Annotated in this window: 13 protein-coding genes and 1 tRNA gene; 9 read left to right on the forward strand and 5 right to left on the reverse strand. The window is 67.6% G+C overall.

Annotated features, from left to right (window positions below; genetic code table 11):
- Positions 1 to 13: 13 nt before the first annotated feature.
- On the reverse strand, positions 14 to 1,888 hold the full coding sequence (locus LTI14_RS05335; protein ID WP_241475989.1) for a phosphoenolpyruvate carboxykinase (GTP): 1,875 nt from the start codon (positions 1,886 to 1,888) through the stop codon (positions 14 to 16).
- Positions 1,889 to 2,199: 311 nt separating this feature from the next.
- Between LTI14_RS05335 and LTI14_RS05340 the strand changes: the two genes are divergently transcribed.
- From LTI14_RS05340 to LTI14_RS05355, 4 genes are all read left to right on the forward strand, one after another.
- A tRNA-Arg gene (locus LTI14_RS05340) sits at positions 2,200 to 2,273 on the forward strand.
- A 182-nt stretch (positions 2,274 to 2,455) separates the two neighbouring features.
- Positions 2,456 to 3,172 carry an SRPBCC family protein gene (locus LTI14_RS05345; RefSeq protein WP_241465252.1) on the forward strand — a complete coding sequence of 239 codons (717 nt, stop codon included), beginning with the start codon at positions 2,456 to 2,458 and terminating at the stop codon, positions 3,170 to 3,172.
- Positions 3,173 to 3,251: 79 nt separating this feature from the next.
- A complete protein-coding gene (locus tag LTI14_RS05350; protein WP_241475990.1) occupies positions 3,252 to 4,430 on the forward strand; it encodes a DUF4389 domain-containing protein in 1,179 nt (392 codons plus the stop codon).
- 7 nt (positions 4,431 to 4,437) lie between these two features.
- Positions 4,438 to 5,424: a zinc-dependent alcohol dehydrogenase family protein gene (locus LTI14_RS05355; RefSeq protein ID WP_241470508.1), complete on the forward strand. Its 987-nt coding sequence runs from the start codon at positions 4,438 to 4,440 to the stop codon at positions 5,422 to 5,424.
- A 25-nt stretch (positions 5,425 to 5,449) separates the two neighbouring features.
- On the opposite strand, the gene LTI14_RS05360 is transcribed toward LTI14_RS05355, so the two are convergent.
- Positions 5,450 to 6,514 carry a universal stress protein gene (locus tag LTI14_RS05360; RefSeq protein ID WP_241475991.1) on the reverse strand — a complete coding sequence of 355 codons (1,065 nt, stop codon included), beginning with the start codon at positions 6,512 to 6,514 and terminating at the stop codon, positions 5,450 to 5,452.
- A gap of 235 nt (positions 6,515 to 6,749) precedes the next feature.
- Between LTI14_RS05360 and LTI14_RS05365 the strand changes: the two genes are divergently transcribed.
- The 4 genes from LTI14_RS05365 to LTI14_RS05380 are packed head-to-tail and all read left to right on the forward strand — an operon-like array spanning position 6,750 to position 10,919.
- Positions 6,750 to 7,547: a DeoR/GlpR family DNA-binding transcription regulator gene (locus LTI14_RS05365; protein WP_241465256.1), complete on the forward strand. Its 798-nt coding sequence runs from the start codon at positions 6,750 to 6,752 to the stop codon at positions 7,545 to 7,547.
- On the forward strand, positions 7,544 to 8,614 hold the full coding sequence (locus LTI14_RS05370; RefSeq protein ID WP_241475992.1) for a 1-phosphofructokinase family hexose kinase: 1,071 nt from the start codon (positions 7,544 to 7,546) through the stop codon (positions 8,612 to 8,614). Before LTI14_RS05365 ends, LTI14_RS05370 begins: the two co-directional genes overlap by 4 nt.
- On the forward strand, positions 8,611 to 10,656 hold the full coding sequence (locus LTI14_RS05375; protein WP_241475993.1) for a PTS fructose transporter subunit IIABC: 2,046 nt from the start codon (positions 8,611 to 8,613) through the stop codon (positions 10,654 to 10,656). Before LTI14_RS05370 ends, LTI14_RS05375 begins: the two co-directional genes overlap by 4 nt.
- Positions 10,653 to 10,919 carry an HPr family phosphocarrier protein gene (locus LTI14_RS05380; RefSeq protein ID WP_241475994.1) on the forward strand — a complete coding sequence of 89 codons (267 nt, stop codon included), beginning with the start codon at positions 10,653 to 10,655 and terminating at the stop codon, positions 10,917 to 10,919. Before LTI14_RS05375 ends, LTI14_RS05380 begins: the two co-directional genes overlap by 4 nt.
- 18 nt (positions 10,920 to 10,937) lie before the next feature.
- On the opposite strand, the gene LTI14_RS05385 is transcribed toward LTI14_RS05380, so the two are convergent.
- The 3 genes from LTI14_RS05385 to upp form a co-directional block, all read right to left on the reverse strand.
- Positions 10,938 to 11,444: a SixA phosphatase family protein gene (locus tag LTI14_RS05385; protein WP_241475995.1), complete on the reverse strand. Its 507-nt coding sequence runs from the start codon at positions 11,442 to 11,444 to the stop codon at positions 10,938 to 10,940.
- A 7-nt stretch (positions 11,445 to 11,451) separates the two neighbouring features.
- Complete coding sequence (locus LTI14_RS05390; RefSeq protein WP_241465261.1) at positions 11,452 to 12,243, reverse strand: winged helix-turn-helix domain-containing protein; 792 nt, start codon at positions 12,241 to 12,243, stop codon at positions 11,452 to 11,454.
- Positions 12,244 to 12,464: 221 nt separating this feature from the next.
- The gene (upp, locus tag LTI14_RS05395; RefSeq protein ID WP_241465262.1) at positions 12,465 to 13,100 is read right to left on the reverse strand and encodes a uracil phosphoribosyltransferase; all 636 of its coding nucleotides are present in this window, start codon (positions 13,098 to 13,100) and stop codon (positions 12,465 to 12,467) included.
- A 275-nt stretch (positions 13,101 to 13,375) separates the two neighbouring features.
- Here upp and tadA point away from each other — a divergent pair, with 275 nt between their 5' ends.
- Positions 13,376 to 13,861: a tRNA adenosine(34) deaminase TadA gene (gene tadA / locus LTI14_RS05400; protein WP_342357732.1), complete on the forward strand. Its 486-nt coding sequence runs from the start codon at positions 13,376 to 13,378 to the stop codon at positions 13,859 to 13,861.
- The last annotated feature ends 4 nt before the right edge of the window (positions 13,862 to 13,865 follow it).

The raw sequence follows: 13,865 nt of genomic DNA on the forward strand, positions 1-13,865 counted from the left end.
CTGAGACCTCAGTTCAAGGCGTCAGACGACGGCGCAGCTCTTCGCTCTCAGCCGCGATGGACTCCGGCAGCGAGTCGCCGAACTCGGCGAACCACTCGTCGATGCCTTCGAGCTCGGTGACCCATTCGTCGCGGTGCACGGTGATCGAGTCCTCGAGCGCCTCCGGGGTGATGTCCAGCCCGGTCAGATCCAGTCCATCCATGGTGGGGGTGAAGCCGATGGGAGTCTCAACGGCCTTGCCGACACCCTCCAGGCGTTCGGTGACCCACTTGAGCACCCGAGAGTTCTCGGCGAAGCCGGGCCAGGAGATCTTTCCGTCGCGGCCCCTGCGGAACCAGTTGACCAGGAAGATCTCGGGCAGCTTGGACTGGTCAGCCTCACCGGAGACCTCCACCCAGTGCTTGAGGTAGTCCCCGGCGTCGTAACCGATGAACGGGAGCATCGCCATCGGGTCGCGGCGGACATTGCCCACCGCACCCTCGGCTGCGGCGGTGGTCTCCGAGGAGAGGGTGGCGCCGAAGAAGATGCCGTGCTTCCAGTCGCGGGCCTGGGTGACCAGCGGGACGGTGGTCTTGCGCCGTCCACCGAAGAGGATCGCGTCCAGCTTCACACCGTTGGGCTCGAAGTACTCCGGGGCGAGCATGTCGGTCTGATCGATCGGGGTGCAGAACCGAGCATTGGGGTGTGCCGCCGGCTGATCAGAGTCCGGGGTCCAGTCCTCGCCGCGCCAGTCGGTCAGGTGTGCCGGAGGTTCTTCGGTCATGCCCTCCCACCAGACGCCGCCGTCGTCGGTGAGCGCGCAGTTGGTGAACACCGAGTTGCCCTTGGCGATGGCGCGCATCGCATTGGCGTTGGTGTGCCATCCGGTGCCCGGGGCGACCCCGAAGTAGCCCGACTCCGGGTTGACCACGCGGAATTCGCCGTCGTGGCCTGGCCGGATCCAGGTGATGTCATCACCGAGGGTCTCGGCCTTCCACCCGTCAAGGGTGGGGTCGATCAGCGCGAGGTTGGTCTTGCCGCAGGCCGAGGGGAAGGCGCCGGCGATGAAGTAGCTGCGATTGGCAGGGCTGGTGAGCTTGAGGATGAGCATGTGCTCGGCGAGCCAGCCCTCGTCCCTGGCCATCACCGAGGCGATCCGCAGCGCGTAGCACTTCTTCCCGAGCAGGGCGTTGCCGCCGTAGCCGGAGCCGTAGGACCAGATCTCCCGAGTCTCCGGGTAGTGCACGATGTACTTCTCGTCGTTGCACGGCCAGGGGACATCGCGCTGACCGGGCTGAAGGGGGGCGCCGACCGAGTGGACCGCTGGCACGAAGAACGCGTCCAGCTCCTCGATCTTGCGCAGCACATCGGTGCCGATCCGGGCCATGATTCGCATGCTGGTGACCACATAGGCGGAATCGGTGATCTCCACCCCGAACTTCGGGTCCTCAGCGTCGAGGTGGCCCATCACGAAGGGGATCACGTACATGGTGCGTCCCTGCATCGCACCGTCGAACACGCCGCTCAGCTTCTCGCGCATCTCCGCCGGGTCGACCCAGTTGTTGGTGAAGCCGGCGTCGCGCTCGTTCTCGGAGCAGATGAAGGTGCGGGACTCCACGCGGGCCACATCGGCGGGATCTGAGAATGCGGCGAAAGAATTGGGGAAGTCTGGGCTGGTGAGGCGGGTGAGGGTCCCGGACTCGACCAGTTCGTCGGTGAGTGTGCGGTGCTCCGTCTCGGATCCGTCCACCCAGTGGATCCGGTCGGGCTGGGTGAGAGCTGCGATCTCCTGGACGAAGGTCAGCAGCGGGGCATGTGTTGTGGGAGCATCGGCCGTGATCTCAGGATCCGTGGTTCCTGATCCAGTCGATCCATTCGCACCGGGCGCCGTTGCAACGGTGTTGACCATTGTTTCCCTCCATTGGGTACAGGTTCGTTCTGACCCCCTCCTGGTTGGTGAGACCAGGACCCAAGGACGTGGAACATCATCGATGCCCCGGGTGCTCACAGCACTGTGCGCACTCATCCCTGCATCCCCGTCAACACCGATGGGGACCAGCTACGTACCACTGTAGCGTTCCCAGATGACGGGACTGTAAACAACGACGACGGCGCTCCGGTCTTCCCAGCGGGACCCGAAGGATTTGTCGGCCCCGGAGGTGCCGTGTATAGTCTTCTAGGTCGCGATCGCTTGAAGGTCAGGCAGTGAAAAATGAAGATGCGCCTATAGCTCAGCTGGATAGAGCGTCGGTCTACGGAACCGAAGGTCGGGGGTTCGAATCCCTTTGGGCGCACCGAAGATCCTCTGAGAACACCTTCTGAATCTGTTGATTCAGAGGGTGTTCTTTTTTTCCCCGAGACTTTGACGCAGGTCAGCCTTGGAAGCCACTCAGCTCTTGAAGCTGGGCCACCGGGTGATTAGTCTCGCCGCAAGCCGATCAGCTCCGAGCGTCTCTCTCGGGATCGAGGTTCCGCCATGACCACTGTGGGACGGGGATGGCTGGCCAATGGCCTCGCCGGTGTCCGCATTCTGGGGCATCTGGTGACCGGGCCGCTGCTGCGCCAGCGCAGGATGGGCTGGGGTGCCGCCCGCGCCGAGGTCGAGGCCGACTGGCCCGGCAGTGAGCTTCTCCCGGATCCGGCATGGACCGCGACCCATGCCGTGACCATCGTCGCCTCCCCCGCGCAGATCTGGCCCTGGTTGGCGCAGCTCGGACAGGGCCGCGGCGGGTTCTACAGCTTCGAACGGCTGGAGAACCTCATCGGGTGTCAGATCCACAACGTCGACCGGGTACTTCCCGAGCACCAGGACATCGCGGCCGCCGGGGAGGTCCGGCTGGCACCGCAGGTGGCCATGCGAGTGGCACGAGTCGAACCTGTCGCTGACCTGGTCCTGGTCGCGGACTCCCGGATCGCCGGATCCTCCACCCCAGAGACCTCCGCGGCGGTGGCGGGAATCTGGTCCCTGCATCTGCGGCCGGACCCCGACGGCGGCACGCGTCTGATCGAGCGGCTCAGCTACGCCAGGGCACACTCCCTGCCGGAGCGGATCTTCGGCTCCCGTCACCTGATCGAACCCATCAGCTTCGTGATGAGCAAAGAGATGCTGCGCAACATCAAGGCCCTGGCAGAACATGGCAAGGTCGCCTCTGTCTCCAGGGAAGGTCACCTCGTGGAGCAGACATTGGCCTGATTCCAAGGGTTCCCCTGGCGTTTTCCCAGCCCTATCCTTGGATGAGATCCATTGGGAGATCCAGCCGAGAGAGCTTGTGATGGCAGAGACACCTTCGCCCGCGCCGACCCAGGACTCACCCACTTCCGCCAAGATGAGACCGGGGCAATGGGTTCTGCTCATCGTCGGCGCGCTCCTGCACGGCGCAGGCAGCACCCTGCTGCTTGCCGCGGCGGTGGCGAGTCTGGTCCCGGAACCGGGTGAATGGAAGTTCAGACCGTACTACCGGGTCGACTACATGACCGAATGGGATACGCAGCAGGCCGCGGAGTGGTGGGAACAGCTGCAGGACACGATCCCCACGCTGTTGATCATCGGCGCGGCGGCATTCGTGATCGGCGTCGTCGCCCTGCTCTTCGGCGCGGCCGGGCTCGGCCGCGACATCGACCCTCAGCGGATGACCGCCGCACGCGGGGACGCGGGCCCGATCGAGGGCGTCCCGGGCGGCGCCGGCCCAGCGCGGATGACTCCGGTCTATCCGGTCCGGCTCACCGGATACCTCGACGCACCCTCCCGCGGCCTGTGGCTGGTGAAGTGGCTGCTGGCGATCCCGCACTACCTCGTGCTGGCCCTGCTCTGGCTCACCGCCTTCGTGACCACCATCGCCGCGGGGGTGGTCATCCTCTTCACCGGGCGGTACCCTCGGGCGTGGTTCTGCTTCAACGTGGGCGTATTGCGCTGGTCCTGGCGCGTGGCGTTCTACGGCTACTCAGCACTGGCGACGGACCGCTACCCTCCGTTCACGCTGGCCCATGCGAACTACCCGGCGGATCTGAGCATCGCCTACCCGGAGCGGCTGACCAACGGGCTGGTGCTGGTGAAGTCCTGGTTGCTGGCGCTCCCGCACCTGCTGCTGATCGGGATCTTCACCAGTCCCTCGGGCACCGGCTGGCAGAGCAGCTGGGACGAGACCGGCAGCGCGACCGGCCAGACCACCGGCCCCGGCGGCGGCTTCTCGCTGCTGGGCCTGCTGCTGCTGATCACCGTCATCATCCTGCTCTTCACCGGGCGTTATCGCTCCGGCATCTTCGACTTCGTGATGGGGCTGAACCGGTGGGGCCATCGGGTCGCCGCCTATGTGCTGCTGATGCGTGATGAATACCCGCCGTTCCGGCTCGATCAGGGGCCGGTTGAACCCGAGCGGGATTCCGTCAGTGACATCGGCCCCGCCCCGGAACGCACCCGGACCGACCCGTCGACCTGGACCGACTGGGTCTAGGCGCGCTATGAAGACCTGGCGAAGCAGCTCGATCAGCTCCACCCTGGAATGCGCCCAGATGCCGGTGCCCACCCCTGAGCCCGATGAGGTGCTGCTGCGCGTAGAGGCCTGCGGAGTGTGCCGGACCGATCTGCACGTGATCGATCATGAGCTCCCGCCGCGCCGCGCCGATGTCGTGCCGGGGCATCAGATCATCGGGATCGTGGAGGCGCGCGGATCGGCGGTGCGGCGGATCGAGCTCGGTGATCGAGTCGGCGCCGCCTGGCTTCGCCGCACCTGCGGCATCTGCGCCTGGTGCAGGGCCGGCCGCGAGAACCTCTGTCCCGATTCGCTCTACACCGGGTGGGACGCCGACGGAGGCTTCGCCGAGTATGCGACCGTCCCGGCCAGTTTCGCCTACCCCCTGGACCCGAGGGTCGATCCAGTCCAGACCGCTCCGCTGCTCTGCGCCGGGATCATCGGCTACCGAGCCCTCACCCGCAGCATGCTTCCTCCTGGAGGCAGGCTCGGGATCTACGGCTTCGGCTCCAGCGGGCACCTGACCGCGCAGCTTGCAATGGCGGCCGGCGCACAGGTCTGCGTGATGACCCGCGGGGAGACGAACCGCAGGCTGGCCCGCCGGCTCGGGGTGGACTTCGTCAGCGATGCCTTCGGCGAACCGCCGGAGCCCCTGGACGCCGCGATCATCTTCGCCCCGGCAGGGGATCTGGTGCCGGCCGCGTTGAAGGCGACGACGCGGGGCGGCACCGTCACCATCGCCGGCATCCACATGAGTGATCTCCCGCGGATGCCGTATCAGGAGCATCTCTTCTATGAACGGGATCTCCGCAGCGTCACGGCCAACACCCGTGCGGACGGCATCGAGTTCCTGCGTCTGGCCCAGCGACTCGGCATCCAGGCCGAGGTGACGCCCTACCCGTTCGATGAACTGCCCGTCGCGCTGGAGGACCTTCGCCGCAGTCGCGTCTCAGGGTCCCTGGTGCTCACCTTCTGACCAGGGACCCTTCAGACGCAGACCTTCAGTGCTTGCGCAGCTTGTGCGGCTTCTGCGTGGGAATCACCAGGACCGGGCAGACCGCCCGGTTCAGCACCGCCTGACTCACCGAACCCAGCAGCAGCCCGGCGAATCCGCCATGCCCTCGAGTGCCGATCACCAGCAGCGTCGCGGTGCGCGAGGCCTCCGAGAGCACCCCGGCGGGTGAGCCGTCGAAGAACTGCCAGCGCACCGGAACCCCGGTGGACTTCGCCGCCACCTCCTGGGTCATCGCCTCGAGGTGATCGGTGTAGCGCCGGCGCAGATTGGGCAGCTCGAGGTTGTGCTCCACGGTGTTGGGATACCAGTGCCCCTGAGCATTCAGCGGTGCCGCCGAGACCAGGGTGAGCGGACTGTTGACCAGCTCCGCGGCCTCAGCCGCCAGGTGCACGACGTCGGCGGCGCGATCTCCGACGTCGACGCCGACCACGATCTCGGAGTCGAAGTTGAGCTCGTCGGTGACGTTCGCGAAGGACCGGCGGGTGTGTTCCCGGGCAGCCGATTCCTCCATCAGGGTCACCGGCTCCTCGTGGGCCGCCTCGGCGCCCGGGCGGTCCTGATGCGGGGCGAGCAGCTCCGTCTCAGAGTCGGACACCCACCGCTCCGGGACCACCAGGGTGGGGCAGTGCGCGTGTGCGGTCAGCTTCGCGGAGACGCTGCCGAGGAACCGTCCGGCGAACCGGTTGCGGCCACGTTTGCCGACGACGGCGATGCGGGCCTCGCTGCTCTCATCCACCAGAGTTGCTCCGGCGTCACCCTCAGCGGTGCGGGTGCTGACCTCGACTCCTGCCTCGGCCGCTCGGGCCGAGTACGTGTCGAGGAGGTCCTGCACCGTATTGGCGGCCTCGGAGCGGTACTGATCCAGCTGCCGCACGTAATAGTCGTCGGTCACGACTGGTCGAATGAATGTTCCGATAAGACGCAGCGGCCATTGGCGCTGCTTTGCGATCATCAGTCCCACTTTGAAGGCGCGCTCGCTGCCCGCCGACCCGTCAATACCGACCAGCACGCCTGGGACGCCGCTGCTGGTGGCTTCGTGTGCATGAGCCATGGCACAAGGTTACGTCGAATTTCGAAATTTTTGTAGGGATTGTTTTCACATTGAGATCACTTTTTTGGCGCATCCAATCACCGCGACCCATCCCCTCGGGTGGTCCGCGACACGCCGAACACCGGCAGGGGCCTGCTGTGAGTCGGACGAAACCTGTTGCATACACAGGTAAACACAGATAAAGTGTGTCTAAACCCACACAAAAGTGGTCTGGGTCACTGAAAAGGAGCTCAGCATGACGTTGCTCGCCCCCGAGCGGCACGAGCGGATTCTCGACCGATTGCGCCTCACCGGCACGATCACGGTCCAGGAGATCGCCCGCGACCTGAAAGTGACCAGAGAGACCGTCCGCCGCGACCTGGACCTGCTTGAGACCGCAGGCTCATTGCAGCGGGTCCACGGCGGCGCCGTCGTCAGCTCCGCACCCTCCCGGCGCGAGACCTCGCTGCGTCAGCGGCAGAGCGAGCACTCGCAGCAGAAGCGCGTGATCGCCCGTGAGGCGATGAGCTTCGTGCCCTCCTCCCCCGATGCCTCCGTGCTGCTCGACGCCGGAACCAGCACTGAGGCGCTCGCCGAGCTGCTCGGCGCCGGCGAGGAGCAGCGCCACACCCGGTTCGTGACCACCAGCTCGGTCCCGATCGCGCAGAAGCTCGCCGAGGTCAGCTCCTTGGACGTGGAGGTGCTCGGCGGCAAGGTCCGCGGGATCACCGGCACCGTGGTGGGGGCGCAGGCCGTGGCCACCCTGTCTCGCCGCCAGGCCGATGTGGCGTTCATCGGCACCAATGGGGTGGATGCGGGCTTCGGTCTGTCCACCCCAGACACCGCTGAGGCCGCGGTGAAGTCGGGCCTGGTCCACGCCGCGCGCCAGGTGGTCCTGCTGGCAGATTCCAGCAAGCTCGGTCAACGCACCCTCGTACAGTTCGCAACCCTTGAGGAGATCGATGTGCTGATCACCGATGCCGCACCGCACCCTGAGCTGGCCCACGCGCTGGACGAGGCCGACGTCCGAGTGATCGTGGCGGTCGCCCCATGATCGTGACCTTCACTCCCAATCCGAGTCTGGACAAGACGCTCGAGCTCGACGCCCCGCTGCGCACCGGCGCGGTCCAGCGCGCGATCGGCCACACCGCCGAACCCGGCGGCAAGGGCGTCAACATCTCCCGGGCGCTCACCGCCGCCGGCACCCGGTCACTGGCGGTGCTTCCCGGTGACCCCGGGGATCCGGTGCTGCTCGCCCTGCAGGAGCTCGGCGTGGAGGCCCGGGCGCTGCCGCTGGGCGCACCGCTGCGCACCAACACCGCGATCACCGACCCACAGGGGGTCACCACCAAGATCAACGAACCGGGACCGGCGTTCGACGCCGCGCTCACCGGGGCCCTGCTGCAGCTGCTGCTTCAGGCCTCGGAGGGCGCCTCCTGGGTGGCGCTGGCCGGGTCGCTCCCGCCCGGAGTCCCGGTGGACTTCTACGCCCAGGCCATCACCGCGCTGCGGCGGACCTTCGGGGAACAGGCGCCGAAGATCGCGCTGGACACCTCAGGGGAGCCGATGGCCGCCGCTCTGCCCGCGGCGCCAGACCTGATCAAGCCCAATGCCGAGGAGCTGCTCGAGCTGCACGCCGCCTTCACCGGTTCGGCCGCCACCGATCCTGACACGGCTCAGCGTCTGGCCGATGAGCTCGAGACCGACCCCGCCCGTGCCGTGCAGCTCGCCACCGAGCTGCAGCACCACGGAGCACGCGCCGCACTGGTCACCCTGGGCGCCCATGGCGCAGTGTTCATCCCCAACCTGAAGACCGCGCCGAGCGACGGCGAGCCCGCCGCGCTGCGCGCCTGGGGCCCGGCGATCGTGCCGCGTTCCACCGTGGGAGCCGGTGATGCCTCGCTCGCGGGGTTCATCGCCGCAGCCCAGTCCGGCGCCTCGGAGACCGATTCACTCAAGCACGCCATGGCCATGGGACGAGCCGCGGCGGAACTGCCCGGCTCCATCATGCCGACGCCGCAGCACCTCAGCACCTCAGCACTCAGCACCGAAGCACTCAGCACCGAACACCTCACCCTCAATCCAAGCACGACCACTACCGTGAATGTGGAGACATCATGAATACGATCATCACGCCGGGGCTGGTGAGCCTCGACAAGCTCACCGCCGGCAACAAGCGCGAGGTTATCGATGCCCTCGCCGAACTCGTCGGCTCTGCCGGACGCAGTGCCGCCGCAGCTGAGCTCGCCGCCGACGTCTGGGCTCGCGAGGAGACCTCCGAGACCGGCATGCCTGGTGGCATCGCCATCCCACACTGCCGCACCGGTGCCGTCACCGAGGCCACGCTGGCCTTCGCCCGCCTGGCCCAGCCGGTGGACTTCGGCTCCACCGACGGCCCGGCGGACCTGGTCTTCATGATCGCCGCCCCCGACGGCGCGGACCAGGCTCACCTGAAGATCCTCTCCGCGCTGGCGACCTCGCTGATCAACGACGAGTTCCTCGCGGATCTGCGCAGCGCCGAGACCGAGCAGCGCGTGGTCGACCTGGTCGCCGAGGCGGTCCAGCCGGCCCCGGTCACAGCCAACGCCGGCAGCCGCGGCTCCGGTGCACCCGCAGGGGACGGTGAAGGCACCAGCCAGACCGCGACGACGGTCGGTCGCCTCGTCGCCGTCACCGCATGCCCCACCGGCATCGCCCACACCTACATGGCAGCCGACTCGCTGAAGAAGGCCGCCAAGGAAGCAGGCGTGGAGATCCAGGTGGAGACCCAGGGCTCCTCCGGCGCGACCCCGCTGGGAGCCGAGACCATCGCCGCCGCGGACGCCGTCATCTTCGCCACCGACGTCGACGTCCGCGATCGGCACCGCTTCGCCGGCAAGCCGGTCATCACCTCGCGGGTCAAGCGCGGCATCGATGAGCCGGACAAGATGATCGCCGAGGCGCTGGCCGCGGCGAAGGACCCGGACGCGACCGTCGTCGCCTCCGGCGGGTCCGGAGACTCCGATGGCAGCACCGCTGCCAGTGGGGAGCGCGAAGGCTTCGGCCGCGCCACCCAGCGGGTCCTGATGACCGGCGTCAGCTACATGATCCCCTTCGTGGCCGCCGGCGGCCTGTTGATCGCGCTGGGGTTCCTGCTCGGCGGCTACAACATCACCGAGGTCGCCGAAGATGTGGCGCTGGGGAACTCCTTGTGGAACCTTCCCACCCCTGACCAGCTGCCCGAGGAGTTCCTCGGATTCGGCGCATTGGGCGGATACCTCGGCGCGGTGTTCTTCACCATCGGCGGGGCGGCCATGGGCTTCCTGGTTCCCGCACTGGCCGGCTACATCGCGTTCGGCATGGCCGATCGCCCCGGCATCGCCCCCGGCTTCACCGCCGGCGCGATCGCGCTGACCATGGACGCTGGATTCATCGGTGGCATCGTCGGCGGTGTCCTCGCCGGTGCGGTGGCCCTGTGGTTCCGCAGGCTCAGCGTGCCGCGCTGGCTGGCCGGCCTGATGCCCGTGGTGATCATTCCGCTGGTGGCCTCGCTGGTCGCCGGCGGCCTGATGCTGCTGGTGCTCGGCGGTCCCATCGCCGCACTGACCTCCGGCCTGGAGAACTGGCTCTCCGGGATGACCGGCTCCGCCGCCATCGTCCTGGGCATCGTGCTGGGTCTGATGATGTGCTTCGACCTCGGCGGACCGGTCAACAAGGTCGCCTACTCCTTCGCCGTGGCCGGCCTCTCGGCAGCAGTCGCCGAGGGCAACACCGGACCGCTGATGATCATGGCCACGGTCATGGCCGCCGGCATGGTCCCGCCGCTGGGCATGGCGTTCGCCACGTTCATCGACGCTCGCCTGTTCAGCGCCGCCGAGCGGGAGAACGGCAAGACCGCCGTGCTGCTCGGCGCGGCGTTCATCTCCGAGGGCGCCATCCCGTTCGCCGCGGCTGACCCGCTGCGTGTGCTGCCGGCCTCGATGGTCGGCGGCGCCGTGACCGGCGCGATGACCATGGCCTTCGGGGTCACCTCCTATGCGCCCCACGGCGGCATCTTCGTGCCGTTCGCCATCGAGAGCTTCTGGCTCTTCCTGCTCTCCGTGATGGTCGGCGCCGTCGTCACCGCGCTGACGGTGATCGCGCTGAAGCGCTGGGTGCGGAAGAGTGTAACCTCTGCTGCATGATTGAACGCACTGCGGTGATCGCCGCGGCGGCCGGGCTCCACGCCCGGCCTGCCGCGGCCTTCGCGTCTGCAGCTGCGGGACAGCCGGTCTCCGTGGAGATCGCGAAGGCCGCCGAGCCAGGGATGTCCGCACAGGCGGACAGCCTGCTGGGCGTGATGAGCATCGATGTGGCACACGGGGATCAGGTGGTCCTGCGAGCCCACGGCGAGGGCGCGGAGCAGGCACTGGAGACGCTGGTGCAGCTGCTGGAGGAGGCAGACTGATCCGACCGGCAGGCTGACTCAGCCGGCGGTGAAGAAGTCCGTGAGCTCGGCGTCGCGGCCGTCGAGCTCGGCCCAGGGCTTGTGCACCTGGAACCGGGCGAGCCCGGCAGGCGGCCAGGAACCGGCCATCTGGATCACCGGGTCCTCCTGGGAGTGCGCCGAGGCCAGGTCCATGCTGAGCTCCTGGACTCCCGGCATGTGGGCGACCACCAGCAGCGTGCGCACCGTCTCGGGCACCTCGTTGATGATCGAGAGCATCGAGCGCGGCGCCGCGAGGTAGAGCCGCGAGTCCAGGTACGGCGTCGGAGCCTTCTCACCCAGCTCATGATTGACCCAGATGCAGGTCTGCCGGGTGCGCATCGAGTCCGAGCAGACCGTGTTGTCCGGCAGGTTCCCCGAACTCACCAGCCAGCGCCCGACGGCACGCGCCTGTTCCTGCCCGTGACGGGTCAGGGTGCGGCCGTGGTCGTCCCCTGAGAAGGAATGCCAGGATTCACCGTGGCGCAGGATCAGCAGTTCAGGCATCCAGGACTCAGATCGAGTATTCGGGGGCTGCCCAGACGGTGACCTCAGGGTGCTCGTAGAAGCGGTAGCCCTGTCCGCGGACCGTGCGCACCGTATTGGCAAGGCGCCCCAGCTTGGAGCGCAGCCGGCGGATGTGCACGTCGATGGTGCGCTCGTTGGGCATCTGGTCCGGGTCCACGTTGCGCCACAGGGTCTTGAGCAGCTCCTCGCGTCCCACGGTGCGAGATCCGTTGTCCACCAGGTAGTTCAGCAGCTCGAACTCCTTGAAGGTCAGATTCAGACCCTCGCCGTCGAGGCGGACCTCCCGACGGGACAGGTCGATCAGCACGCCGGAGCTGGTGGGCGCCGGCGGGGTGCTGATGGGGACCTCGACGCCGCGGTGGGTGACGGTGGGATCGCCCAGCGCCTGCCGCACGACCTCCAGATCGCTGCCCTCGTGGGCCGCCGACGCCAAGGCCATGGCGATGTGCACCTGCGCATCGGCGGCGATGTGCTCCACGTAGTCGCGCAGCTCGGTGGCGATCTTGTGCAGCGAGGTCCCGGCCGCACTGGCGGCATCCTCGTCGAGGCCGACGTAGACGACGAAGCCGCGGGTCACGATATCGGGCTGGACCATCTGCGGCCCTCCACCGTTCTGGGCGACCACCGGCACGGGTGCGGTGCGCGGATGCGCGCCGCTGGTTTCGTCGCTGGCGTTGGCAGCGCGGATTCGGCGGGCCATCTCGGCACGGCGAGCGGCGTTGCGCACCGAGACATGGACGTAGCCGGGATTCTGTGGCTGACTCAGGTGTGCGGACATTGGTGGCAACTCCCCCGCTGCAGGTGGACGGTGGTATCCATTACAGGGTGTCCGTCACATTTGGAATCCGCAAGTAACAAAAGGGGCGATCTTCCACATAATGAGATGGAGTGACCTTTTTGTGACCGGGATCACACTATTTCAACGGATGGGGGCGTTGACCGGCTTCGCCTCACATGCAACAGGCCTGCGGGCGGCGTCGCCAGCAGGGGGTGCTGGGCCTACTGAGCGAGGCCGTAGAGGCGGTCGCCGGCGTCGCCGAGACCGGGCACGATGTAGGACTTCTCGTTGAGCTTCTCGTCGATGGCGGCGAGGTAGAGCTCCACCTCGATGTCGCCCACCTTTTCGCGCAGCCGCTCGATCCCCTCGGGGGCCGCCAGCAGGCAGATGCAGGTGATCTTCGCGGCGTTGGCCTTCTTCAGGAAACGGATGGCCTCGGCGAGGGTGCCGCCGGTGGCGAGCATCGGGTCCAGCACGAAGACGTGGCGCCCGGTGAGGTCTTCCGGAAGCCGCTCGGCGTAGGTGATGATGTCCAGGGTCTCTTCGTTCCGGGCCATCCCGAGGAATCCGACCTCTGCGGTGGGGACCATGGCGGTCATCCCATCCAGCATCCCCAGTCCGGCGCGCAGGATCGGGACCACCAGGGGCTTGGGGTCCGCCAGCTGGGTGCCGGTCATCGTGGCCACCGGGGTCTGGATCTCCACCGACTCGGTGGCGATGGAACCACTGGCCTCGTAGGAGAGCAGCATGACCAGCTCGCGAGTCAGTTCGCGGAACTGGTTCGAAGCGGTCTCCACCCGTCGCAGCTGGGTGAGTTTATGGGAGATCAGTGGGTGTTCCACAACCTGTACGCGCATAGTGTCAAAACTACCAGCACGCCCGCGGGAGCCGGCCGTCGGTGCCCGCAGCGGCAGCCACCCCTTCGGGGGTCAGCGTTCGAGCAGCCGCTGCAGTCTTCATGGTCGCCCTGATCATCGCCACGGGGCTCTGCATCCGCGTCTCTCGCGGCGGGAACCGCGCCGATCGATCTGACCGAGGTCCCGCGAGTCGAGCACCGCTGGCATCGGCCCCATAGGCTGGTGCTGTGACCGAGAACATCCCGCCCAAGCCACAAGCGGCCCCCGCTGAGTCCATTGATTCTTCAGCGTGGTCCCCACGGGCGCGGGCCGATCAGGAGAAGGCCATCGGGCGCTGTCTGGAGCTGGCTTCCGAGGCGACCTCCTCCGCGGACGTGCCGGTGGGCGCCGTCGTCTTCTCCGCTGCCGGTGAGGTGCTCGGCGAGGGCTTCAACACCCGAGAGCGCGACGACGACCCGGCCGGTCATGCGGAGATCACCGCCCTGCGGGCCGCCGCGGCGAGTCTGGGGAGCTGGCGGCTGGACGGCTGCGTGCTCGCGGTGACCCTGGAGCCGTGCCCGATGTGCGCCGGAGCGATCTATCAGTCTCGGATCGGGCACGTGATCTTCGGCGCCTGGGATGAGAAGGCCGGGGCTGCGGGATCGGTGTTCGACATTCTGCGCGAGCCCCGGCTGAACCACTGGGTGGAGGTCCATCCTGGGGTGCGCGCCGAGGAGTGCGCCGACCAGCTGCGCGCGTTCTTCGAGCAGTTCCGCAGATAGGCTT

Source organism: Nesterenkonia sp. YGD6 (genome assembly GCF_022565895.1).
Taxonomy (GTDB): Bacteria; Actinomycetota; Actinomycetes; order Actinomycetales; family Micrococcaceae; genus Nesterenkonia.

What these genes read in the sequence shown, in the direction of transcription:
- LTI14_RS05335 (WP_241475989.1), bottom strand. Translation starts at nt 1,888, where the DNA reads ATGGTCAACACCGTTGCAACGGCGCCCGGTGCGAATGGATCGACTGGA.
- LTI14_RS05345 (WP_241465252.1), top strand. Translation starts at nt 2,456, where the DNA reads ATGACCACTGTGGGACGGGGATGGCTGGCCAATGGCCTCGCCGGTGTC.
- LTI14_RS05350 (WP_241475990.1), top strand. Translation starts at nt 3,252, where the DNA reads ATGGCAGAGACACCTTCGCCCGCGCCGACCCAGGACTCACCCACTTCC.
- LTI14_RS05355 (WP_241470508.1), top strand. Translation starts at nt 4,438, where the DNA reads ATGAAGACCTGGCGAAGCAGCTCGATCAGCTCCACCCTGGAATGCGCC.
- LTI14_RS05360 (WP_241475991.1), bottom strand. Translation starts at nt 6,514, where the DNA reads ATGGCTCATGCACACGAAGCCACCAGCAGCGGCGTCCCAGGCGTGCTG.
- LTI14_RS05365 (WP_241465256.1), top strand. Translation starts at nt 6,750, where the DNA reads ATGACGTTGCTCGCCCCCGAGCGGCACGAGCGGATTCTCGACCGATTG.
- LTI14_RS05370 (WP_241475992.1), top strand. Translation starts at nt 7,544, where the DNA reads ATGATCGTGACCTTCACTCCCAATCCGAGTCTGGACAAGACGCTCGAG.
- LTI14_RS05375 (WP_241475993.1), top strand. Translation starts at nt 8,611, where the DNA reads ATGAATACGATCATCACGCCGGGGCTGGTGAGCCTCGACAAGCTCACC.
- LTI14_RS05380 (WP_241475994.1), top strand. Translation starts at nt 10,653, where the DNA reads ATGATTGAACGCACTGCGGTGATCGCCGCGGCGGCCGGGCTCCACGCC.
- LTI14_RS05385 (WP_241475995.1), bottom strand. Translation starts at nt 11,444, where the DNA reads ATGCCTGAACTGCTGATCCTGCGCCACGGTGAATCCTGGCATTCCTTC.
- LTI14_RS05390 (WP_241465261.1), bottom strand. Translation starts at nt 12,243, where the DNA reads ATGTCCGCACACCTGAGTCAGCCACAGAATCCCGGCTACGTCCATGTC.
- upp (WP_241465262.1), bottom strand. Translation starts at nt 13,100, where the DNA reads ATGCGCGTACAGGTTGTGGAACACCCACTGATCTCCCATAAACTCACC.